This is a genomic window from Streptomyces sp. WI03-4A (assembly GCF_033792105.1).
GTDB classification, from domain to species: domain Bacteria; phylum Actinomycetota; class Actinomycetes; order Streptomycetales; family Streptomycetaceae; genus Streptomyces; species Streptomyces collinus_A.
Map to the genome: position 1 here is coordinate 67,281 of NZ_JARAUO010000012.1, position 21,625 is coordinate 88,905.

Annotated in this window: 21 protein-coding genes and 1 pseudogene; 17 read left to right on the forward strand and 5 right to left on the reverse strand. The window is 71.4% G+C overall.

Annotation, left to right across the window (positions count from 1 at the left end):
* The first annotated feature begins 24 nt into the window (after nucleotides 1-24).
* From PV343_RS15395 to PV343_RS15410, 4 genes are all read left to right on the forward strand, one after another.
* Nucleotides 25-2,238, forward strand: coding sequence for a serine/threonine-protein kinase (locus PV343_RS15395; protein WP_319147474.1), 2,214 nt, complete (start codon nucleotides 25-27; stop codon nucleotides 2,236-2,238).
* Between the two features lie 10 nt (nucleotides 2,239-2,248).
* Nucleotides 2,249-3,040, forward strand: a complete 792-nt coding sequence (locus tag PV343_RS15400; protein ID WP_319147475.1) for a prepilin peptidase — start codon at nucleotides 2,249-2,251, stop codon at nucleotides 3,038-3,040.
* A gap of 71 nt (nucleotides 3,041-3,111) precedes the next feature.
* The gene (gene mqnC / locus PV343_RS15405) at nucleotides 3,112-4,326 is read left to right on the forward strand and encodes a cyclic dehypoxanthinyl futalosine synthase (protein WP_319147476.1); all 1,215 of its coding nucleotides are present in this window, start codon (nucleotides 3,112-3,114) and stop codon (nucleotides 4,324-4,326) included.
* A 17-nt stretch (nucleotides 4,327-4,343) separates the two neighbouring features.
* A complete protein-coding gene (locus PV343_RS15410) occupies nucleotides 4,344-4,943 on the forward strand; it encodes a hypothetical protein (RefSeq protein ID WP_319147477.1) in 600 nt (199 codons plus the stop codon).
* A gap of 42 nt (nucleotides 4,944-4,985) precedes the next feature.
* Here PV343_RS15410 and PV343_RS15415 read toward each other — a convergent pair.
* Nucleotides 4,986-5,138, reverse strand: a pseudogene (locus tag PV343_RS15415) (hydrolase); the annotation flags it as partial.
* Between the two features lie 53 nt (nucleotides 5,139-5,191).
* Between PV343_RS15415 and PV343_RS15420 the strand changes: the two are divergent.
* Nucleotides 5,192-5,887 (forward strand): demethylmenaquinone methyltransferase, encoded by a 696-nt coding sequence (locus PV343_RS15420; RefSeq protein ID WP_319147478.1) that lies wholly within the window; start codon nucleotides 5,192-5,194, stop codon nucleotides 5,885-5,887.
* 34 nt (nucleotides 5,888-5,921) lie between these two features.
* Here PV343_RS15420 and PV343_RS15425 read toward each other — a convergent pair whose 3' ends face one another.
* Complete coding sequence (locus PV343_RS15425) at nucleotides 5,922-6,257, reverse strand: PASTA domain-containing protein (RefSeq protein ID WP_078614771.1); 336 nt, start codon at nucleotides 6,255-6,257, stop codon at nucleotides 5,922-5,924.
* 120 nt (nucleotides 6,258-6,377) lie between these two features.
* Nucleotides 6,378-6,884 (reverse strand): GNAT family N-acetyltransferase, encoded by a 507-nt coding sequence (locus PV343_RS15430; protein ID WP_319147479.1) that lies wholly within the window; start codon nucleotides 6,882-6,884, stop codon nucleotides 6,378-6,380.
* 98 nt (nucleotides 6,885-6,982) lie between these two features.
* Here PV343_RS15430 and PV343_RS15435 point away from each other — a divergent pair, with 98 nt between their 5' ends.
* A complete protein-coding gene (locus tag PV343_RS15435) occupies nucleotides 6,983-8,266 on the forward strand; it encodes a geranylgeranyl reductase family protein (protein WP_319147480.1) in 1,284 nt (427 codons plus the stop codon).
* Between the two features lie 46 nt (nucleotides 8,267-8,312).
* Here PV343_RS15435 and def read toward each other — a convergent pair whose 3' ends face one another.
* Together def and PV343_RS15445 are read right to left on the reverse strand one after the other, a co-directional pair.
* Nucleotides 8,313-8,939 carry a peptide deformylase gene (gene def / locus PV343_RS15440; RefSeq protein ID WP_319147481.1) on the reverse strand — a complete coding sequence of 209 codons (627 nt, stop codon included), beginning with the start codon at nucleotides 8,937-8,939 and terminating at the stop codon, nucleotides 8,313-8,315.
* Nucleotides 8,940-9,168: 229 nt separating this feature from the next.
* Nucleotides 9,169-9,990 carry a C40 family peptidase gene (locus tag PV343_RS15445; RefSeq protein WP_319147482.1) on the reverse strand — a complete coding sequence of 274 codons (822 nt, stop codon included), beginning with the start codon at nucleotides 9,988-9,990 and terminating at the stop codon, nucleotides 9,169-9,171.
* A 745-nt stretch (nucleotides 9,991-10,735) separates the two neighbouring features.
* Here PV343_RS15445 and PV343_RS15450 point away from each other — a divergent pair.
* The 11 genes from PV343_RS15450 to nuoK are packed head-to-tail and all read left to right on the forward strand — an operon-like array spanning nucleotide 10,736 to nucleotide 21,618.
* Nucleotides 10,736-11,095, forward strand: coding sequence for an NADH-quinone oxidoreductase subunit A (locus tag PV343_RS15450; protein WP_007383963.1), 360 nt, complete (start codon nucleotides 10,736-10,738; stop codon nucleotides 11,093-11,095).
* A gap of 15 nt (nucleotides 11,096-11,110) precedes the next feature.
* Nucleotides 11,111-11,665: a NuoB/complex I 20 kDa subunit family protein gene (locus tag PV343_RS15455; RefSeq protein ID WP_020941564.1), complete on the forward strand. Its 555-nt coding sequence runs from the start codon at nucleotides 11,111-11,113 to the stop codon at nucleotides 11,663-11,665.
* The gene (locus PV343_RS15460) at nucleotides 11,662-12,426 is read left to right on the forward strand and encodes an NADH-quinone oxidoreductase subunit C (RefSeq protein ID WP_319147483.1); all 765 of its coding nucleotides are present in this window, start codon (nucleotides 11,662-11,664) and stop codon (nucleotides 12,424-12,426) included. Before PV343_RS15455 ends, PV343_RS15460 begins: the two co-directional genes overlap by 4 nt.
* Nucleotides 12,423-13,745: an NADH-quinone oxidoreductase subunit D gene (locus PV343_RS15465; protein ID WP_319147484.1), complete on the forward strand. Its 1,323-nt coding sequence runs from the start codon at nucleotides 12,423-12,425 to the stop codon at nucleotides 13,743-13,745. Before PV343_RS15460 ends, PV343_RS15465 begins: the two co-directional genes overlap by 4 nt.
* Complete coding sequence (nuoE, locus tag PV343_RS15470; RefSeq protein ID WP_319147485.1) at nucleotides 13,742-14,608, forward strand: NADH-quinone oxidoreductase subunit NuoE; 867 nt, start codon at nucleotides 13,742-13,744, stop codon at nucleotides 14,606-14,608. Before PV343_RS15465 ends, nuoE begins: the two co-directional genes overlap by 4 nt.
* Nucleotides 14,608-15,957, forward strand: a complete 1,350-nt coding sequence (nuoF, locus tag PV343_RS15475) for an NADH-quinone oxidoreductase subunit NuoF (RefSeq protein WP_387954336.1) — start codon at nucleotides 14,608-14,610, stop codon at nucleotides 15,955-15,957. The genes nuoE and nuoF overlap by 1 nt, the downstream gene beginning before the upstream one ends.
* Nucleotides 15,954-18,458 carry an NADH-quinone oxidoreductase subunit G gene (locus PV343_RS15480; RefSeq protein WP_319147487.1) on the forward strand — a complete coding sequence of 835 codons (2,505 nt, stop codon included), beginning with the start codon at nucleotides 15,954-15,956 and terminating at the stop codon, nucleotides 18,456-18,458. The genes nuoF and PV343_RS15480 overlap by 4 nt, the downstream gene beginning before the upstream one ends.
* On the forward strand, nucleotides 18,455-19,834 hold the full coding sequence (gene nuoH, locus PV343_RS15485) for an NADH-quinone oxidoreductase subunit NuoH (RefSeq protein ID WP_319147488.1): 1,380 nt from the start codon (nucleotides 18,455-18,457) through the stop codon (nucleotides 19,832-19,834). The genes PV343_RS15480 and nuoH overlap by 4 nt, the downstream gene beginning before the upstream one ends.
* The gene (gene nuoI / locus PV343_RS15490) at nucleotides 19,827-20,477 is read left to right on the forward strand and encodes an NADH-quinone oxidoreductase subunit NuoI (RefSeq protein WP_319147489.1); all 651 of its coding nucleotides are present in this window, start codon (nucleotides 19,827-19,829) and stop codon (nucleotides 20,475-20,477) included. Before nuoH ends, nuoI begins: the two co-directional genes overlap by 8 nt.
* A complete protein-coding gene (locus PV343_RS15495; protein ID WP_319147490.1) occupies nucleotides 20,474-21,322 on the forward strand; it encodes an NADH-quinone oxidoreductase subunit J in 849 nt (282 codons plus the stop codon). The genes nuoI and PV343_RS15495 overlap by 4 nt, the downstream gene beginning before the upstream one ends.
* Entirely contained in the window at nucleotides 21,319-21,618 is a 300-nt protein-coding gene (gene nuoK, locus PV343_RS15500; protein ID WP_020941573.1) for an NADH-quinone oxidoreductase subunit NuoK, read from the forward strand. Before PV343_RS15495 ends, nuoK begins: the two co-directional genes overlap by 4 nt.
* The last annotated feature ends 7 nt before the right edge of the window (nucleotides 21,619-21,625 follow it).

The following is a 21,625-nucleotide window of genomic DNA, read 5'->3' on the forward strand; positions in this document are numbered from 1 at the left end:
CGTTACGGGGGAGAGGTGGACGCCATGCAGCCGCTCGGAGCCGACGAACCGGCCGCCGTCGGGCCCTACCGGCTGCTCGGCCGGCTCGGCTCCGGCGGCATGGGCCGGGTCTACCTGGGCCGCAGCGCGGGCGGCCGCACGGTCGCCGTGAAGATCGTGCACCCGCACTTCGCGCTCGACGAGGAGTTCCGGGCCCGCTTCCGACGTGAGGTGGAGGCCGCCCGCCGGGTCGGCGGCGCCTGGACGGCGTCCGTCCTCGACGCCGACCCCGAGGCCGCCGTGCCCTGGGTCGCCACCGCCTACGCGGCCGGTCCCTCCCTCGCCGCTGCCGTCACCGAGGGCGGCGCGCTGCCCGCGCACACCGTACGGGCCCTGGGCGCCGGCCTCGCCGAGGCCCTGGCGGCGGTGCACGAACTGGGCCTGGTCCACCGGGACGTGAAGCCCTCCAACGTGCTGCTGACCCTGGACGGCCCGCTCCTCATCGACTTCGGCATCGCGCGGGCCACCGCCGGCACGGCGTCCCTGACCGCGACCGGCGTCTCGGTCGGCTCCCCCGGCTACATGGCCCCCGAACAGATCCTCGGCAAGGGGGTCACCGGCGCGGCCGACGTCTTCTCGCTCGGCGCGGTGCTGGCCTACGCGGCGACCGGCGAGCCCCCCTTCCCCGGCGACTCCTCGGCGGCGCTGCTCTACAAGGTGGTCCACGAGGAACCGGAACTGGGGTCGCTGACCGGCGAGTTGCGCCAGGCTGCGGCCGCCTGCCTGGCGAAGGACCCGGCGGCCCGCCCGGCCCCCGCGGAGCTGGCCCGCCGGCTCGCCCCCGAGGGCGCCGCCCGGCTGGTCGCCAGCGGCTGGCTCCCGGGCCCCCTGGTGGAACAGGTCAGCCGCGGCGCCGTACACCTCCTCAACCTCGACACGACGGACCCGATCCCATCGGGCCCGGTCCGCTTCAGCAGCCCCTCGATCACCGGGACTTACCCGACGGGGGCGCCGGCGGACGGTGTGCTGGCAGGCGGCTCCCCGGCGGGTGGGGCTGCGGGGGTGACGCCGCCGGGGGCGGGTGCTTCGGCGGCCGGGTTCCCGGGGGGCGGCTCCCTGGCGGGGGGCTTGCCGGCGGGAGGGGCCGCGGGGGTGACGCCGCCGGGGGCAGGCACTTCGGCGGGCGGGTTCCCGGGGGCTGGGCCTTCGATGGGCGGCGCCTCGAACGCAGGCGCTTCGGCGGCCGGCGCCGCGGTGCCCGGTCTGTCCGGGGGCGAGTTCTCGGTGGTCGGCCACTCCGACGGCGGGGCCGCAGTCCCCGGCTTCGCCAAGGGCGGGGCCGCGGTGGGCGACCTTGCCGAGAGCGGAGCCGCGAACTCCGGGTTCGCCGGGGGCGGCTCCGCTGTGGAGAGCCCCTCGGTGGGTGGGCCCGCCGGGCCGGTGCCGGACGGCGGGCGGCCGGGAGGCGGTCCGGGCGAGTCCGGGGCGGACGGGGTGTTCGGGCCGGCTCCGCTGATGACGCCGCCGCCGGCCGGAGCTCCCTCCCCGGGGACGGGCCCCGCGGGCGGGGAGCCGACCGTGGTGCCCGGGCCGCGGGACGCGGTGCCCGGGCCCGGCAAGGTCACCGTCAGCGTCGCGGCCGCCTCGGCGCCGGGGGAGTTCGGGCGCGGACGGCGGGTGAGCTGCACCGTCGCGCTGGCCGTGGCCGGCGCCCTGGCCGCGGTGACCGTGGGACTCGGGGCGCTGCTGCAGCCGTGGGCCCGCGGTGACCACGACTCGGCGGGCAGCGCACCCTCCGCCTCCCACTCGTCGTCGCAGCCCGCCGACGGCCAGACCCGGGAGCCGGGTGGCACCCAGGGAGCCCAGACGCCGTCCCCCAGCCGCAGCCGCGGAGGCCCTTCGGGCGGCGCCGTCCCCGCGCGCTACATCGGCACCTGGGAGGGCGAGGCCACCGGGCTCGGCGGCAGCCTGCCCATGGGCACCTTCCGGCTCACCGTCCACCGGGCGGGACCCGGCCAGGAACTGGGACGGCTCCAACAGACCGACCAGCTCGGCGGCGTCTGCACCGACATCCTCACCCTGAAGAAGGTGACGGACACGGGCATCGAGGCGACCTCGACGGGCGCGCCGGACAACCACGCGGGCTGCAACCCCACTCCTCACCCGGTGCGGTTGACGCCGGTGGGCGACGACCTGAAGTACACCTCGGACAGCGCGGCCGAGGGCAATCCGGTCGCCCGCATGTCGAAGGCGGGCTGATCCCGGGCCCATGAGCACCGCACCGAGCACCGCACTGATCAGCACCGCGCTGACCGGCGCAGCCGAGGCGAGCACCGGCGTGCTGGTCCTCGTCGCCGTGCTGTGGGGCTCGGCGGCGGGCGCCCTGCTCCCGCGGGCCGCCTACCGCTTCGCCGCCCCGGACGAGGAGCCCTGGCGGGACCGGTGCCCGGCGGGCCACCCCGTACACGGCTGGCTCGGCCGGGCGGTGTGCGGGGAGTGCGGCCCCGCACCGCGACCGGTGACACCCTCCGCCGCCCGGCTCGCCGTCGCCACCGCCGTGGTCTGCGCGGCGCTCGCCGCGGCCACCGGCACCCGGCCCGAGCTGGCCGTCTGGCTGCTGCTCACCCCGGTGTGGGTGCTGCTGGCCGCCGTGGACCTGCGGGTCCGGCGGTTGCCCGACCCGCTGACCCTGCCGCTCGCGGCCGCCGCGCTCGCGCTGCTCGGGCTGGCCGCGCTGCTGCCCGAGCACGCCGGGCACTGGCCCACCGCGCTGTACGGCGCCCTCGCGCTCGGCGGCGGCTACTTCGTGCTGTTCCTCGTCAACTCGGCGGGCATGGGCTTCGGCGACGTGAAGCTGGCCCTCGGCGCGGGCGCCGTCCTCGGCTGGTACGGCTGGCCGACCGTCCTGCTCGGCACCTTCGCCGGCTTCGCGCTCGGCGCGCTCTACGGCGGCGCACTGGTCCTCGCCCGGCGGGCGGACCGCAAGACGGCGATCCCGTTCGGGCCGTTCCTCCTCGCCGGAGCCGTCGCGGGCCTGCTGATCGGCGCGTACGCGGCCTGACGGCGGGCGGACGAAGGGGCTGGCGTAGGCTGGTTCGGTCCGTCCACAACCCTTGACGAAAGGGACGCCCGGTGACCGAGAAGGCCGACCTCGCTTCCGTTGATGTCACAGCCGTACTCGACCGAGCGGCAGGGGGCGGACGCATCACACCCGAGGAAGCGCTGGTCCTCTACCGCGACGCGCCCCTGCACGCGCTGGGCGCCGCCGCTGACGCCGTACGCCGCCGCAAGTACGCCGGCATCGAGCACATCGCGACGTACATCATCGAGCGCAACATCAACTACACGAACGTGTGCGTCACGGCGTGCAAGTTCTGCGCGTTCTACGCGGCCCCCAAGGACACCGCCAAGGGCTGGACCCGCGACCTCGACGACATCCTGCGCCGCTGCGCCGAGACGGTCGAACTGGGCGGCACCCAGATCATGTTCCAGGGCGGTCACCACCCGGACTACGGCGTCGAGTACTACGAGTCGCACTTCAAGGCCATCAAGGACGCCTTCCCGCAGCTCGTGATCCACTCGCTGGGCGCCTCCGAGGTCGAGCACATGGCCCGGATCAGCGGCGTCTCGGTGGAAGAGGCCATCACCCGCATCCACGAGGCGGGCCTGGACTCCTTCGCCGGCGCCGGCGCCGAACTCCTCCCGGAGCGGCCGCGCAAGGCCATCGCCCCGCTGAAGGAGAGCGGCGAGCGCTGGCTGGAGATCATGGAGACGGCGCACGGGCTGGGCGTGGAGTCGACGTCCACCATGCTGATGGGCACGGGCGAGACGAACGCCGAGCGCATCGAGCACCTGCGCATGATCCGGGACGTGCAGGACCGCACGGGCGGCTTCCGCGCCTTCATCCCGTACACCTACCAGCCCGAGAACAACCACCTGAAGGGCCGCACCCAGGCGACCCTCTTCGAGTACCTGCGGATGATCGCGATCGCCCGCCTCTTCCTCGACAACGTCCAGCACATCCAGGGCTCGTGGCTGACCACCGGCAAGGAGGTCGGCCAGCTCTCCCTGCACTACGGCGCGGACGACCTCGGCTCGATCATGCTGGAGGAGAACGTGGTCTCCTCGGCCGGCGCCAAGCACCGCTCCAACCGGCTCGAGATCATCGACCTCATCCGCAAGGCGGGCCGCGTCCCGGCGCAGCGCGCCACGACCTACGAGCACCTGGTGGTGCACGACGACCCGGCGAACGACCCGGTCGACGACCGGGTGGTCTCCCACATCTCCTCCACGGCGATCGAGGGCGGCACCGCCCACCCCGAGCTGAAGCTGCTGGCCTCCAACTAGAGCGAATCGGGCCTCTTGTGCTGACCCTTCACGTCGCCGAGCAGTCGCCCGACGCGGCGGTGCTGGCCGACGGCGCGTCCGTCGCCGCCGTCGGCCCGTTCCAGGAACTGGCCGACGGCCACCCCGGGGCCCGGGTGCGGCGCTGGCCCGGGATCCTGACCCCGGGCCTGCTGAACCCGTACGGCCCGGAGCTGCTGGAAGCCACCTACCACCCCGACCCGCGCGAGGCCGACGCGCTCGGCACCGAGCCCATCGGCGGGGAGCGGGCGCGGGAGATCTTCCGCGCCGATCCCGCGCGCCTCGGCGCGAGCGCGCGGCGCGGGGTGCAGCGGATGCTGGCGCACGGCACGGTGGCGGTGGCCGGGGAACTGCGGTCGCGGGCCGCGCTCGACGCGGTGCGCAGGGCGGGCCTCGCGGTGGGACGGCGGCCGGACCGGCTGCCCGGCCCGGCGGCGTTGTCCCCGGCACCGCTGATCCTGCTGCCCGGCCTGGTGCCGGGCGGCCCGGCCCGGTTCGCCGTGTTCGACGTCGGCGACCGTGCCGAACTGGTCCGGCGCGGCGCCGGGACCTGCGTGGCGACCGTGATCGGCGGACGGCTGGTCTACCGCGCCCGCTGACCCCGGCTCAGCCCGACAGCGCCCGCGCGAAGGCCCCCGAACCAGACCGAACACCTTCTTGAGCTGGGCGTGCGCGGCCCGGGCAGCGGTGACGGCGTAGTCGCCCATGTCCCCGTCGTAGGACTCGCCGTGGTTCATGGTCATGAGGTCGACCGTGGCGACCTGGACGTCGTACCTGTTCGCGGACTCCAGCAGGCCAGGAAGAAGCCGCGACTGGTCCCGTGGGACCGTGCTGCAACAATGGGCGGGTGACCCGCGCTTCCCTGAACAAGCAGCCGCACGAAGTCGCCTCGATGTTCGACGACGTGGCGGAACGGTACGACCTGACCAACGACGTGCTGTCGCTCGGCCAGGACCGGCGCTGGCGCAAGGAGGTGGCGAAGGCGGTCGACGCGCGCCCCGCGCAGAAGATCCTCGACCTCGCGGCCGGCACCGCGACCTCCTCGCTGCCCTTCGCGCAGGCGGGCGCGTACGTGGTGCCCTGTGACTTCTCCCTCGGGATGCTCCAGGTCGGCAAGAAGCGCAACACCTGGCTGCCGTTCACGGCGGGCGACGCGACGCGGCTGCCGTTCCGTGACGACACCTTCGACGCCGTCACCATCTCCTTCGGGCTGCGCAACGTGCAGGACACCGACGCGGCCCTGCGCGAGATGTACCGGGTGACCCGACCCGGCGGCCGCGTGGTGATCTGCGAGTTCTCGCACCCGACCTGGGCGCCCTTCCGCACCGTCTACACCGAGTACCTGATGCGCGCGCTGCCGCCGGTCGCGCGCGCGGTGTCCTCGAACCCGGACGCGTACGTCTACCTCGCCGAGTCCATCCGGGCCTGGCCCGACCAGCCCGGCCTCGCCGAACGGCTGCGCAAGGCGGGCTGGTCGAAGCCGGCCTGGCGCAACCTGACCGGCGGCGTGGTCGCGCTGCACCGGGGCTTCAAGGAGAGCTGAACCCCGCCGGGCCGCAGGCGGCGCGGCGGCGCGCTCAGCGGTTGATCATCTCGAAGGCGTCCCCGGGCTCGCCGAGCTCCCGCTGGACCCCTCCGGAGGGCGGCCGTGGGATGCGTGGCTCGCGCACGCCTCCGCCGCCCTCGCCCTCACCGAAGTCGAACCACACGTAGACCATCGAGTCCGGCGGCACCTCGGCGCCGGGCTGCGGATACTGGCGTACGACGTAGTCGACGACCGTGTGCGCGAAGTCGGGGCGGTCCGGCGCGTTGAGGAACAGGCCCCGCGCCCGGGCCGTTTCGCGCGCGTCCATGGCCATGAGACCGACCAGACGAGGAACGCGCGTCTCAGGTGATTTGGGTGTTATACGCAAGATGTCACCCCCAGCGGTACTGGCAGGGTAACTCCGTGGCGGTGCCACCCGGAAGCGTCAGGTGGCTATCTGTAACACTTGGTCACTTTCAGTCACCAAAATGGTGATCGTAGGTTCCGGTCACAGGTCGAGCCGGTAGCAGTGCCCCTCCCGCTCCGAGGCCGGGGTCGTGAACTGCTCCACGAGCCGCATGCCGAGACGCCGGGTGACCGCGATGGAGCGGGCGTTGCGCGCGTCGACCATCGCCACCACGTGCGGCACCCCCGCCTTCCGCAGCCGGCCGAGGGTCTCCTCGGCCGCCGCCGAGGCGTATCCCAGGCCCCAGTGCGCCCGGCCGAGCCGCCAGCCGATCTCGATCTCGCCCGCCGGACCCCACGCGTGCGGCCACGGCTGCGCGCCGGTGAAGCCGACGACGTCCCCCGAGCCGTCCAGCACCGACCACAGGCAGAACCCCCGCTCCGCATCGTGCCGGCGCTGCCGCGCGGTCAGCTCCTCGTACACCGAGAGTTCGGCCGCGCGGCCGCCGTGGAACTCCATGACCTCGGGGTCCGCGAAGACCCGGTGCCAGGCGAACGCGTCCTCGTCGGTGGGCACACGCAGCCGTACTGCGGGGAGAGCTCGGTTCACGGGGCAGCCCTTCAGCCGGGTGATCAATTCTGCTGAATAGACTGCCCGTGTCCAGTGCCGGTCGGCACGCAGATTTCGAACCTGGGGGAGATCCCGCCGTGACCGAGCCCCTCTCCGACAACAGCGCCGATGTGATCGTCGTGGGCGCGGGGCCAGCCGGCTCCACCACCGCTTACCACCTGGCCAAGGCCGGACTCGACGTCCTGCTGCTGGAGAAGACCGAGTTCCCGCGGGAGAAGGTCTGCGGCGACGGCCTGACCCCGCGCGCGGTCAAGCAGCTCGTGGCGATGGGCATCGACATCTCCGAGGAAGCCGGCTGGCTGCGCAACAAGGGCCTGCGGATCATCGGCGGGGGCGTCCGCCTCCAGCTCGACTGGCCCGATCTCGCCTCCTTCCCGAACTACGGCCTCGTCCGCAAGCGCGACGACTTCGACGAGCAGCTCGCCCGCAACGCCCAGAAGGCCGGCGCCCGGCTGTACGAGCGCTGCAACGTCTCCGGCCCCGTCGTCGACGACCGCACCGGCCGCATCACCGGCGTGACCGCGAAGCTCGGCGAGGAGAAGCGCGAGGTCACCTTCCACGCGCCGCTCGTCGTCGCCGCCGACGGCAACTCCACCCGGCTGTCCCTCGCGATGGGCCTGCACCGCCGCGAGGACCGTCCGATGGGCGTCGCGGTCCGCACGTACTTCGAGAGCCCCCGGCACGAGGACGACTACCTGGAGTCCTGGCTGGAGCTGTGGGACCGCCGCGGCGCCGAGGACCGCCTGCTGCCCGGCTACGGCTGGATCTTCGGCATGGGCGACGGCACCTCCAACGTCGGCCTCGGCGTGCTCAACACCTCGGCCGCCTTCAAGGAGCTCGACTGGCGCGAGATCCTCAAGGCCTGGTGCGCCTCCATGCCCGAGGACTGGGGGTACACCCCCGAGAACATGACCGGCCCGATCCGCGGCGCCGCCCTGCCCATGGCCTTCAACCGCCAGCCCCACTACACCAAGGGCCTGCTGCTCGTCGGCGACGCCGGCGGCCTGGTGAACCCCTTCAACGGCGAGGGCATCGCCTACGCCATGGAGTCCGGCCAGCTCGCCGCCGACGTCATCGTCCAGGCCCACGCGCGGGCCACGCCCGCCCAGCGCGAGATCGCCCTCCAGCGCTACCCGCGCGTCCTCAAGGACACCTACGGCGGCTACTACAGCCTGGGCCGCGCCTTCGTGAAGCTCATCGGCAACCCGAAGGTCATGCAGATCGCCGCCCAGCGCGGCCTCACCCACCCGATGCTGATGAAGTTCACCCTCAAGCTGCTGGCGAACCTCACCGACCCCACCGGCGGCGACGCCATGGACCGCATCATCAACGGCCTGAGCAGGGTGGCCCCGAAGGCCTGAGCTGTCGCGGGGCCCTCGCGGGGCCCCGCGAGAGCCTTTGCGGGCCCTAGGCCCGGCTCAGCTGCTCGGCCCTGGCGGCCCGGCGTGCGAACACCTCGTCCCGCCGGTCCGCCATCTGCCGCAGCGCGTCCTTCTTCTCCCGTTTCGAGAGCCGGTCCAGGTAGATGTGGCCCTCGGTGTGGTCGGTCTCGTGGACCAGGCAGCGCGCGAAGTACCCCGTGCCCTCGATCAACAGCGGGCTGCCGTCCCTGTCCTGCCCGCGCACCACGGCGCGTTCCGGCCGCGCCACGCTCATCACGGCACCCGGCACGGACAGGCACCCCTCGCCCTCGTCGATCAGCCGCCGCCCGGCGGAGGCGGCCTCCAGCACCGGATTGACGATATGCCCGACATGACGGACACCGTCGTCGTCGGGGCAGTCGTACACGAACAACCGCAGATCCACCCCCACCTGATTGGCCGCCAGTCCCGCGCCCTCGGCCACGTACATGGTGCGGAACATGTCGTCGATCAGTGCGGCGAGATCGGGCCCGAACTCGGTCACGTCCCGGCAGGGCCGGTGCAGGACCTCCTCGCCGACCTCGGTGATGCGGCGCACCGCGCCGCGTCCGGCCTCGGGGGCGTGGCGGGGGTAGTGGTCGGCGGGGGCGCCCTGGACGAACACGCTCGGCATCGCTGTGTCTCCCTGCGTCGTGAGGATGTGGGTCTCATGACAACAGAACGGGCCCGGCCGTCACAGGGGCACGCCGGACACGTGGGACCCGCCGGAACCGGCCGGGAGGTGCCGGAACCGGCCGGGACGCGCCGCGGGCGCCCCTCGGTGAGGGCGGCGCGGGTACGCCGAAGGGCCGCTGCCCCCGAGCGGCTGCGGCCCTACGTGCGTGAGACGGCGTCCCGGATGCTCAGAGCACCCGCACGGCGCCGGTCGGCGGGTCGTACGACAGCGGGTGCTCCCCGACGCCGCTGGACGGGTTCTGCGCGCCGACGAACATGCCGTCGCCCACGTACACCGCCACGTGGTACGCGCTGCCGGCGCTGCCCCAGTACAGGATGTCGCCCGGCTGCAGGTTGCTCAGCGAGACCTGGGTGCCGGCGGTCGACTGGTCCTGGGAGACGCGCGGCAGGCTGATGCCCACCTGCTTGAAGGCCGTCTGCACCAGACCGGAGCAGTCGTAGGCCGAGGGACCGGTGGCGCCGGAGACGTACGCCTTGCCGATCTGCGCCTTCACGAAGTTCACGACGGCGGCGGCCGAACCGGTGGCCGTGGACGTGCTGGTGGACGTGGAGGTCGAGACGTCGGTGCCCGCCGTGGTGGAGAGCGTCGTCCGCTCCGCGTTGCGCGAGGCGCGCGCCGCGGCGGCCTTCCGGGCGGCCTCCTGGGCCTTCTTCTTGGCCTCCGCCGCCTTCTGCTTCGCGTCCGCCAGGTCCGACTTGGCCTGCTTGGCGGCATTTGCGGCGGCCGCGTCACGCTCGGCCTGCAGCTGGTAGTTGGCGGCGGCCTGCTGCGTGGCGTCAGCGGACTGGGCGACCTGAGCGGCCAGGTCGGCCGTCAGGGTGGGCAGTTCGAGGGTCTGCGTCACGGGCTCGGCGGCGTTCGCCGAGCCGGCCGCCCCGGCTACTGCCAGGGTGCCGAGAACGCCACCGGCAACTCCCGCCCGCATCGCGATGGTGGACGCGCTGCGGCGGGGCTTCCGGTGGCTGCGTATGTGAGCGGTGTGGGACATGGGAACAACCGGTACCAGGGGCTCCTTCATATCTTCAAGAAACGTGTGGTGCGCCACAGTTACTCAATCGAGGCCAGAAAACCCGGGCGTGTCGCTCTTTATTGACGCCGTAACGGACATTGCGGACCCACGCGATCAAGCCCTTGATCACGGTCTTTGATCATTAAGTCCGAATTGCCCCGCGCCTACCATCGGTTGGGGTGGATGGCCAAGCCCCGTTCTCAGACGACTCTCATGGATGTGGCGGAGGTCACGGAACGGTCCCCCGGAGGACTGCGTCTCGCGCGCCCGGCAGTTCGTGAACGCGTGCACGCGTCCGCACCCCGTCCACATCGCGCCCCGAACCTCCCCCTGACGTGTGAACGCGGCTCTCTATCAGGAGGCACCGCCCAACACCAATTTGCATGCAACGGAACTCTCTTGATATGGAGACGCCCCCTCTGGCCTGCGATGACGAGCGAAAATGTCACTTCTGGTGATCAGCTGAACGCTTCGCGTACGAAGATCACCCATCATCCGACTTCATGATCCTTCGTCAGGTGGTGGAGATCACAAAGCTTGTGTAATACCCCGTGTCGCAGATCACAGAGCGGCAGGCATAAGATGCGAGGCAGTTGGGCTTGTGACCTGCTTCACATGTTCTCGATCTTCGCCCGGAACGGGCGTGGTGCGAGGGGCCGGTGGGGCGGACGTGAGCCCAGTGCAACCGCCAGCAGTCAGCGCCGACTGAGAGGAGCGAGGAGCGGTGAACGCGTATGCGCCCATCCTCGTACTGGGAGCCCTCGGGGCAGGCTTTGCGATCTTCTCCGTGGTCATGGCCACGCTGATCGGTCCGAAGCGGTACAACCGGGCCAAACTCGAGGCCTACGAGTGCGGCATCGAGCCGACCCCCACGCCGGCCGGCGGCGGGCGCTTCCCCATCAAGTACTACCTGACGGCGATGCTCTTCATCGTCTTCGACATCGAGATCGTCTTCCTCTACCCCTGGGCCGTCACCTTCGACGCCCTGGGTGTTTTCGGGCTCGTGGAGATGCTGCTCTTCGTGCTCACCGTCTTCGTCGCGTACGCGTACGTATGGCGGCGCGGCGGCCTGGAATGGGACTGAGGGGCCTTTAGAGACATGGGACTCGAAGAAAAGCTGCCGAGCGGCTTCCTGCTCACCACCGTCGAGCAGGCCGCGGGCTGGGTGCGCAAGGCGTCCGTCTTCCCGGCCACGTTCGGCCTGGCCTGCTGCGCCATCGAGATGATGACCACCGGCGCCGGACGCTACGACCTCGCGCGCTTCGGCATGGAGGTCTTCCGCGGCTCGCCGCGCCAGGCGGACCTGATGATCGTCGCCGGCCGGGTCAGCCAGAAGATGGCGCCGGTGCTCAGGCAGGTCTACGACCAGATGCCGGCCCCGAAGTGGGTGATCTCCATGGGCGTCTGCGCCTCCTCGGGCGGCATGTTCAACAACTACGCGATCGTCCAGGGCGTCGACCACATCGTCCCGGTCGACATCTATCTGCCCGGCTGCCCGCCCCGGCCCGAGATGCTGATGGACGCGATCCTCAAGCTCCACCAGAAGATCCAGTCCTCCAAGCTCGGCGTGAACGCCGAGGAAGCGGCCCGCGAGGCGGAGGAGGCGGCGCTCAAGGCCCTGCCCACGATCGAGATGAAGGGGCTGCTGCGGTGAGCGACGCGAACGGCACCAACGGCGCGGGCGGGTCCGCGGACGGGGTGAACCCCGAGAAGGACCTCGCCGCCTCCAACCTCCCCGGCCAGCGCGGCCAGGGCGGCGAGGAGATCCGCGTCCAGCGCGGCATGTTCGGCGCCGACAACGGCGGCGACACCTCCGGCTACGGCGGACTGGTCCGCTCGGTCCGCCTCCCCGGACCCGCGGCCCGGCCCTACGGCGGCTGGTTCGACGAGGTCGCCGACGAGCTGGAGGGCGCCCTGGAGGAGCAGGGACTGCTCCCCGGCAACGCCATCGAGAAGACGGTCGTCGACCGCGGCGAGATCACCTTCCACATCGAGCGCGAGCACCTGGTCCGCGTCGCCCGCACCCTGCGCGACGACCCCGCCCTGCGCTTCGAGCTGTGCACGGGCGTCAGTGGCGTCCACTACCCGCACGACAAGGGTCGCGAGCTGCACGCCGTCTACCACCTGCGCTCGATCACCCACAACCGGCTCGTACGGCTCGAGGTCAGCGCCCCGGACAGCGACCCGCGCATCCCGTCGCTGGTCCCCGTCTACCCGACGAACGACTGGCACGAGCGCGAGACGTACGACTTCTTCGGAATCGTCTTCGACGGTCATCCGGCCCTGACGCGGATCATGATGCCGGACGACTGGCAGGGCCACCCGCAGCGCAAGGACTACCCCCTCGGCGGCATCCCCGTCGAGTACAAGGGCGCCCAGATCCCGGCTCCGGACCAGCGGAGGTCGTACTCGTGAGCACAGAGTCAGCATCGGCGCGCGAGACCACCGAGGGCACCGTCTACACGGTCACCGGTGGCGACTGGGACGAGGTCGTCCAGTCCGCGGCCCGCGCCGACGACGAGCGCATCGTCGTCAACATGGGTCCCCAGCACCCGTCCACCCATGGAGTGCTCCGCCTGATCCTGGAGATCGAGGGCGAGACGGTCACCGAGGCCCGCTGCGGCATCGGCTACCTGCACACCGGCATCGAGAAGAACCTCGAGTTCCGCACGTGGACGCAGGGCACCACGTTCGTGACGCGCATGGACTACCTGACGTCCTTCTTCAACGAGACCGCCTACTGTCTCGCCGTCGAGAAGCTCCTCGGCATCGAGGACCAGATCACCGAGCGCGCCAAGATCATCCGGGTGCTCCTGATGGAGCTGAACCGGCTCTCCTCGCACCTGGTGTGCATCGCCACCGGCGGCATGGAGCTGGGCGCCACCACGATCATGATCTACGGATTCCGTGATCGTGAAATGATTCTCGACATCTACGAGCTCATCACGGGCCTCAGGATGAACCACGCGTACATCCGGCCCGGCGGACTCGCCCAGGACCTGCCGCCCGGCGCGGTGGACCAGATCCGCGAGTTCGTGAAGAAGATGAAGAAGAACCTCCCGGAGTACGACAAGCTCGCCACCGGGAACCCCATCTTCAAGGCCCGTATGCAGGACGTCGGCTACCTCGACCTGGCCGGCTGCATGGCCCTCGGCGCCACCGGCCCGATCCTGCGCTCCACCGGCCTGCCGCACGACCTGCGCAAGACGCAGCCGTACTGCGACTACGAGACGTACGACTTCGACGTCCCGACCGCCGACAGCTGCGACTCCTACGGGCGCTTCCTGATCCGCCTGGAGGAGATGCGCCAGTCGCTCGGGATCGTCGAGCAGTGCCTCGACCGGCTCCAGCCCGGCCCGGTCATGGTCGCCGACAAGAAGATCGCCTGGCCGGCCCAGCTCGCCCTGGGACCGGACGGGCTCGGCAACTCCCTCGACCACATCAAGAAGATCATGGGCACCTCCATGGAGGCCCTGATCCACCACTTCAAGCTGGTCACCGAGGGCTTCCGGGTACCGCCGGGACAGGCCTACGCGGCCGTCGAGTCGCCCAAGGGCGAGCTCGGGGTCCATGCCGTCTCCGACGGCGGCACCCGCCCCTTCCGGGTCCACTTCCGCGACCCGTCCTTCACCAACCTGCAGGCCATGGCGGCGATGTGCGAGGGCGGCCAGGTCGCCGACGTCATCGTCGCCGTCGCGTCCATCGACCCCGTGATGGGAGGCGTCGACCGGTGACCACCAGTTCCTCGGAGCGGGGCGTCAGCCTGGGCATGCCCGGACTGCCCGCACCCGCGTACCCGGACGACGTCCGGACCCGGCTGGAGACGGACGCGCGCGAGGTCATCGCGCGCTACCCGGACTCCCGGTCGGCCCTGCTGCCGCTGCTCCACCTCGTGCAGTCGGAGGAGGGCCACGTCACGCGCACCGGCATGCGGTTCTGCGCGGAGATGCTCGGCCTGACCACCGCCGAGGTCACCGCCGTCGCCACCTTCTACACCATGTACCGGCGCAGGCCGTCCGGCGACTACCAGGTCGGCGTGTGCACCAACACCCTGTGCGCGGTGATGGGTGGCGACGCGATCTTCGAGACCCTCCAGGAGCACCTGGGCGTCGGCAACGGCGAGACCACCGCCGACGGCAAGGTCACCCTGGAGCACATCGAGTGCAACGCGGCCTGCGACTTCGCGCCGGTCGTGATGGTCAACTGGGAGTTCTTCGACAACCAGACCCCCGGCAGCGCCAAGCGCCTGGTCGACGACCTGCGCGAGGGACGGCCCGTCCAGCCCACGCGCGGGGCGCGGCTGTGCACCTTCAAGGAGACCGCGCGGATCCTGGCCGGCTTCCCCGACGAGCGGCCCGGCGCCGTCGAGGAGAGCGGCGGCGCGGGACCGGCGTCGCTGGTGGGCCTCCGCCTGGCAAGGGGAGAGACCGCACCCGCGCGCGTGGTTCACCCGCGCGGAGGCCCGCACGAGGAGCCGCAGGGCAAGGCGCACGAGCCGTCCCCGGCCGAGCACCTCAGCTCCCATGACGCGCCGCAGGACACATCGGCCTCCGACCCCGCCCACCCGGCCGGGCCCGCCGCCGAGGAGGGGGAGTGATGACCGTGGTACCCGAGGTCAAGGACACGAGCCCGGAGAAGCTGCTCGCACCCGTGCTGTCGGCCTTCTGGGACGAGGACCGGTCCTGGAGCCTGGACGTCTACCGCAGGCACGAGGGGTACGAGGGGCTCCGCAAGGCGCTCGCCATGTCCCCGGACGACCTGATCGCCTACGTCAAGGAGTCCGGGCTGCGCGGCCGCGGCGGCGCGGGGTTCCCGACCGGGATGAAGTGGCAGTTCATCCCGCAGGGAGACGGAAAGCCGCACTATCTTGTTGTCAACGCCGACGAGTCGGAGCCCGGGACCTGCAAGGACATCCCGCTCCTCTTCGCGAACCCGCACAGCCTCATCGAGGGCATCGTCATCGCGTGTTACGCCATCAGGTCGTCGCATGCCTTCATCTATCTGCGGGGCGAGGTCGTCCCCGTCCTGCGGCGGCTGCACGAGGCGGTGCGCGAGGCCTACGCGGCGGGCTACCTCGGCGAGAACATCCTGGGCAGCGGACTCGACCTGGAACTCACCGTGCACGCCGGCGCCGGCGCGTACATCTGCGGTGAGGAGACCGCACTGCTCGACTCGCTCGAAGGCCGCCGTGGCCAGCCGCGGCTGCGTCCTCCCTTCCCTGCCGTCGAAGGGCTCTATGCCTGCCCGACTGTGGTGAACAACGTCGAGTCGATCGCGTCGGTTCCCGCCATCCTGAAGAACGGGAAAGACTGGTTCAGGTCCATGGGCAGCGAGAAGTCCCCGGGCTTCACGCTCTACTCGCTCAGCGGCCACGTCGCCAGCCCCGGCCAGTACGAGGCCCCGCTCGGCATCACCCTCCGCCAGCTCCTCGACATGAGCGGCGGGATGCGCACCGGGCACCGCCTCAAGTTCTGGACCCCGGGCGGCTCCTCGACCCCGATGTTCACCGACGAGCACCTCGACGTCCCGCTGGACTACGAGGGCGTCGGCGCCGCCGGCTCCATGCTCGGCACCAAGGCCCTGCAGTGCTTCGACGAGACGACCTGCGTCGTGCGCGCCGTCACCCGCTGGACCGAGTTCTACGCCCACGAGTCCTGCGGCAAGTGCACGCCCTGCCGCGAGGGCACCTACTGGCTCGTGCAGTTGCTGCGCGACATCGAGGCCGGCAAGGGCGTCATGAGTGACCTCGACAAGCTGAACGACATCGCCGACAACATCAACGGCAAGTCGTTCTGCGCCCTCGGCGACGGCGCCGCCTCGCCGATCTTCTCCTCGCTGAAGTACTTCCGCGAGGAGTACGAGCAGCACATCACGGGCCGTGGCTGCCCCTTCGACCCGGCCAAGTCCACGGCCTGGGCCGACCACCGCACGGAGGTGAACGCATGACTGTGACCACCAGCGCTCCCTCCGGAGGAGGAGAGGCGGCGGTCCCGCCGGAAGACCTCGTCACGCTGACGATCGACGGCGCCGAGATCAGCGTGCCCAAGGGCACCCTGGTCATCCGGGCCGCCGAGCAGCTCGGCATCGAGATCCCGCGCTTCTGCGACCACCCCCTCCTGGACCCGGCCGGCGCCTGCCGCCAGTGCATCGTCGAGGTCGAGGGCCAGCGCAAGCCGATGGCGTCCTGCACCATCACCTGCACGGACGGGATGGTGGTGAAGACCCACCTCACGTCCCCCGTGGCCGAGAAGGCCCAGCACGGCGTGATGGAGCTGCTGCTCATCAACCACCCGCTGGACTGCCCGGTCTGCGACAAGGGCGGCGAGTGCCCGCTGCAGAACCAGGCCATGTCGCACGGCCAGGCGGAGTCCCGCTTCGACGGCCGCAAGCGGACCTACGAGAAGCCGGTCCCCATCTCTACGCAGGTGCTGCTCGACCGCGAGCGGTGCGTGCTGTGCGCCCGCTGCACCCGGTTCTCCAACCAGGTCGCGGGCGACCCGATGATCGAGCTGGTCGAGCGGGGCGCGCTCCAGCAGGTCGGCACCGGCGAAGGCGACCCGTTCGAGTCGTACTTCTCCGGGAACACCATCCAGATCTGCCCGGTCGGCGCCCTCACCTCGGCCGCCTACCGCTTCCGCTCCCGCCCCTTCGACCTGGTCTCCTCGCCGTCGGTGTGCGAGCACTGCTCCGGCGGCTGCGCCACCCGCACCGACCACCGGCGTGGCAAGGTCATGCGGCGGCTCGCGGCCAACGACCCCGAGGTCAACGAGGAGTGGATGTGCGACAAGGGACGCTTCGCGTTCCGGTACGCACAGCTCAAGGACCGCCTCGACGTCCCCCTGGTGCGCAACGCCGAGGGCGTCCTGGAGGCCGCCTCCTGGCCCGAGGCGCTGGAGGTGGCCGCGCGCGGACTGACCGCCGCCCGGTCCCGGGCCGGTGTCCTCACCGGCGGCCGGCTGACCGTCGAGGACGCCTACGCGTACAGCAAGTTCGCGCGCGTGGCGCTCGACACCAACGACATCGACTTCCGCGCGCGCGTGCACAGCGGCGAGGAGGCCGACTTCCTGGCGTCCCGGGTGGCCGGCCGGGGCCGTGACCTCGACGGCACGGGTGTCACGTACACCTCCCTGGAGAAGGCGCCCGCCGTCCTGCTCGTCGGGTTCGAGTCGGAGGAGGAGGCGCCCGGCGTCTTCCTGCGGCTGCGCAAGGCCTGGCGGCGGCACAAGCAGCGGGTCTACGCCCTCGCCACGCATGCCACCCGAGGCCTGGAGAAGGCGGGCGGCACCCTGCTGCCGGCCGCTCCCGGCACCGAGACCGAGTGGCTGGACGCCCTCGCGAGCGGCGTCGGCCTGGAGGACTCCGGCACGGCCGCCGCGCAGGCGCTGCGCGCCGAGGGTGCCGTGATCGTGGTGGGGGAGCGGCTCGCCGCGGTCGCCGGCGGGCTCACCGCCGCCGTACGCGCCGCCGTCGCGACCGGCGCCCGGCTCGTGTGGATCCCTCGGCGGGCCGGTGAGCGCGGCGCCGTCGAGGTGGGCGCGCTGCCGTCGCTGCTGCCGGGCGGCCGCCCGGCGACCGACCCGCGCGCGCGGGAGGAGGTCGCCGCCGTCTGGGGGCTGGCCGAACTGCCCGCGCGCTACGGCCGCGACACCCACCAGATCATCGAGGCCGCCGCCACCGGCGAACTCTCGGCCCTCGTGGTCGCCGGCGTGGAGCCGGCCGACCTGCCCGACCCGGCACGCGCGCGTGAGGCGCTCGACAGCGTCGGCTTCCTGGTGTCGCTGGAACTGCGGCCCAGCGAGGTCACCGAACGCGCCGACGTCGTCCTGCCGGTCGCCGCGGTCGCCGAGAAGCCCGGCACCTTCCTGAACTGGGAGGGCAGGGTGCGCTTCTTCGACGCCGCCCTGAAGCCCGAGCAGATGACCCGCCGCCTCGCTCCGACCGACACGCGGGTGCTGCAGATGCTGGCCGACGCCATGGACGTCCACCTGGGCCTGCCCGATCTGCGCACCACGCGCGCGGAGATCGACCGGCTCGGCGCCTGGGACGGCCCGCGGGCCTCCGAGCCCAGGGAGTTCGCCAGGGCGCTGCCGCGTCCGGCCGCCGGTGAGGCCGTGCTCGCCGGCCACCGGCTGCTGCTCGACCAGGGCGTCCTGCAGGAGGGCGACGAGGCGCTCGCCGGTACCCGGCACGCCGCCCACGCCCGGCTGTCGTCCGCCACGGCCGCCGAGGCGGGCGTCGCGGACGGCGAGGTCCTGACCGTCACCGGCCCCCGGGGCACGGTCGGACTCCCGCTGCGGATCACCGACATGCCCGACCGGGTGGTCTGGCTCCCGCTGAACTCCGTCGGCGGCGGCATCGCCTCCGACACCGGGGCCACTCCCGGCTCCCTCGTCCGCATCGGCCCGGCGGCACGTGCCGAAGAAGCCCCCGAGGAGGTGGAGGCATGAGCCCGTACCTCGCCGCTGAAGACCTCTCGATGTTCGGCCGCGACCCCTGGTGGCTGGTCGTGGTCAAGGCGGTCTTCTGCTTCGCCTTCCTGATGGTGACCGTGCTCTTCTCGATCGTCTGGGAGCGCAAGGTCGTCGCCTGGATGCAGCTGCGCATCGGCCCCAACCGGCACGGCCCCTGGGGCATGCTCCAGTCGCTCGCCGACGGCGTGAAGCTGATGCTCAAGGAAGACCTCATCGTCAAGCGCGCGGACAAGGTGGTCTACGTCCTCGCGCCGATCGTCGCGGCCATCCCGGCCTTCATGGCGATCGCGGTGATCCCCTTCGGGCCGGCCGACAACGAGATCTCGGTCTTCGGCACCCGGACCTCGATGCAGCTCACCGACCTGCCGATCGCGATGCTCTACATCCTCGCGGTCGCCTCGGTCGGCATCTACGGCATCGTGCTGGCGGGCTGGAGCTCCGGCTCCACCTACCCGCTGCTCGGCGGGCTGCGTTCGTGCGCCCAGATGATCTCCTACGAGATCGCCATGGGCGCCGCGTTCGCCTCGGTGTTCCTTTACTCCGGGTCGATGTCGACGTCCACGATCGTGCAGCAGCAGCAGGACCGCTGGTACATCCTGCTGCTGCCGGTCTCGTTCATCCTCTACATCGTCACGATGGTCGGCGAGACCAACCGCGCCCCCTTCGACATGCCGGAGTCCGAGGGCGACCTCGTCGGCGGCTTCAACACCGAGTACTCGTCCATCAAGTTCGCGATGTTCATGCTCGCCGAGTACGTGAACATGGTGACCGTCTCGGCCGTGTCGACCACCCTGTTCCTCGGCGGCTGGCGCGCCCCCTGGCCCATCAGCGGCGTCTGGGCGGGCGCGAACCACGGCTGGTGGCCGCTGCTCTGGTTCGTCATCAAGGTCCAGCTGCTGCTGTTCTTCTTCATCTGGCTGCGCGGCACGCTCCCACGCGTCCGCTACGACCAGCTGATGAAGCTCGGCTGGAAGGTCCTCATCCCGGTCTCGGTGGTCTGGCTGATGCTCGTCGCGACCGTACGGGTGCTGCGCAACGAGCACTACGACTTCGCCGACATCGCCCTCTACGTCGGCGGGGGCGTCCTCGCCCTGCTGCTGCTCTCCTTCGTCGCCGACATCTTCCGCGACAGGGGCGAGAAGGGCGGCAAGGGGGCCGAGCAGCCGGCCGCCGCCGGACCGGCCGGGTTCGACCCGATGGCGGGCGGGTTCCCCGTACCGCCGCTGCCCGGACAGGAGTTGCCCCCGGTGCCCAGGCGCCGCTCGCGCCGCGACGGCGAGCTGATTGTCAGTGGCGGACCGGACACTGTCAGTGACGGATCAACGGATGGAAAGGAGGCGTCCGATGGCTGAGGAGCCGAAGGAGTCCGGGCAGACGAAGCCCGGCTTCCAGAACCCGGTGGCCGGCTTCGGCGTGACCTTCAAGGCCATGTTCAAGAAGCGGCTGACCGAGCAGTACCCGGAGCAGCACAAGACCACGGCTCCGCGGTTCCACGGACGGCACCAGCTCAACCGCCATCCGGACGGCCTGGAGAAGTGCGTCGGCTGCGAGCTGTGCGCCTGGGCCTGCCCCGCCGACGCCATCTACGTGGAGGGCGCCGACAACACCGAGGAGGAGCGCTACTCCCCGGGCGAGCGCTACGGCCGCGTCTACCAGATCAACTACGCCCGCTGCATCCTGTGCGGGCTGTGCATCGAGGCGTGCCCCACGCGCGCGCTGACGATGACCAACGAGTTCGAACTGGCCGACTCCAGCCGCGCCAACCTCATCTACACCAAGGAGCAGCTGCTCGCCGGTCTCGAGGACGGCATGGTCGACACGCCCCACGCGATCTTCCCGGGCACCGACGAACAGGACTACTACCGGGGCCTGGTGAGCGAGGCGGCGCCGGGGACCGTGCGGCAGGTCGCCGTGTCCAAGGGCGAGGAGCCCGAGGAGGCCGCGGCCACCACCGGCGCGCAGGAACCCGCCTCGCGGGAGGTGACAGGCCGATGAGCGCGCAGCAACTCGCCGCCGCCTACACCACGTCCACCGGTGAGGCCTTCCAGTTCTGGATCCTCGGCACCGTCGCGGTGCTGGGCGCCCTCGGCACCGTCTTCATGAAGAAGGCCGTGCACAGCGCGCTCAGCCTCGCCGGAACCATGATCATCCTGGCGGTGTTCTACCTCGCCAACGGCGCCTACTTCCTCGGCATCGTCCAGATCGTCGTCTACACCGGCGCGATCATGATGCTGTTCCTGTTCGTGGTGATGCTCGTCGGCGTCACGGCCGCGGACTCGCTCAAGGAGACCATCAAGGGCCAGCGCTGGCTGGCCCTGCTGTGCGGGGTCGGCTTCGGCGTCCTGCTGTTCGCGGGCATCGGGCACGCTTCCCTGACGCAGTTCGACGGCACCGGCCAGGCGAACGCGAACGGCAACGTGGAGGGGCTCGCGTCCCTCATCTTCACCAAGTACGTCTTCGCCTTCGAGATCACCGGCGCCCTGCTGATCACGGCCGCCGTCGGCGCCATGGTGCTCACCCACCGCGAGCGCACCGAGCGGGCCAGGACCCAGCGCGAGCTGTCCGAGCAGCGCATCCGCGAGGGCAAGCACATTCCGCCGCTGCCGGCCCCCGGCGTCTACGCCCGGCACAACGCCGTGGACATCGCCGGCCTGCTGCCCGACGGCACGCCGTCGGAGCTGACCGTCAGCAAGACGCTGCGCGAGCGCGGCCAGATCCGCGACGTGTCCACCGAGGCGCTCAACGACCTGCGGGCCCTGGAACAGCGCGCCGAGGAGCGCCTGGAGCGGACCGCGATCGTGCCGACGACGTTCAAGCGGTCCGAGGAGGCGTCGAAGTGAACCCGGTCAACTACCTCTATCTCGCGGCCCTGCTGTTCACCGTCGGCGCGACCGGGGTGCTGATCAGGCGCAACGCGATCGTCGTGTTCATGTGCGTCGAGCTGATGCTCAACGCCTGCAACCTCGCGTTCGTCGTCTTCTCCCGGATGCACGGCAACCTCGACGGCCAGATCATCGCCTTCTTCACGATGGTCGTCGCCGCCGCGGAGGTCGTGGTGGGCCTCGCGATCATCGTGTCGCTGTTCCGCACCCGCCACTCGGCCTCGGTCGACGACGCCAGCCTGATGAAGCTGTAAGGGGTCG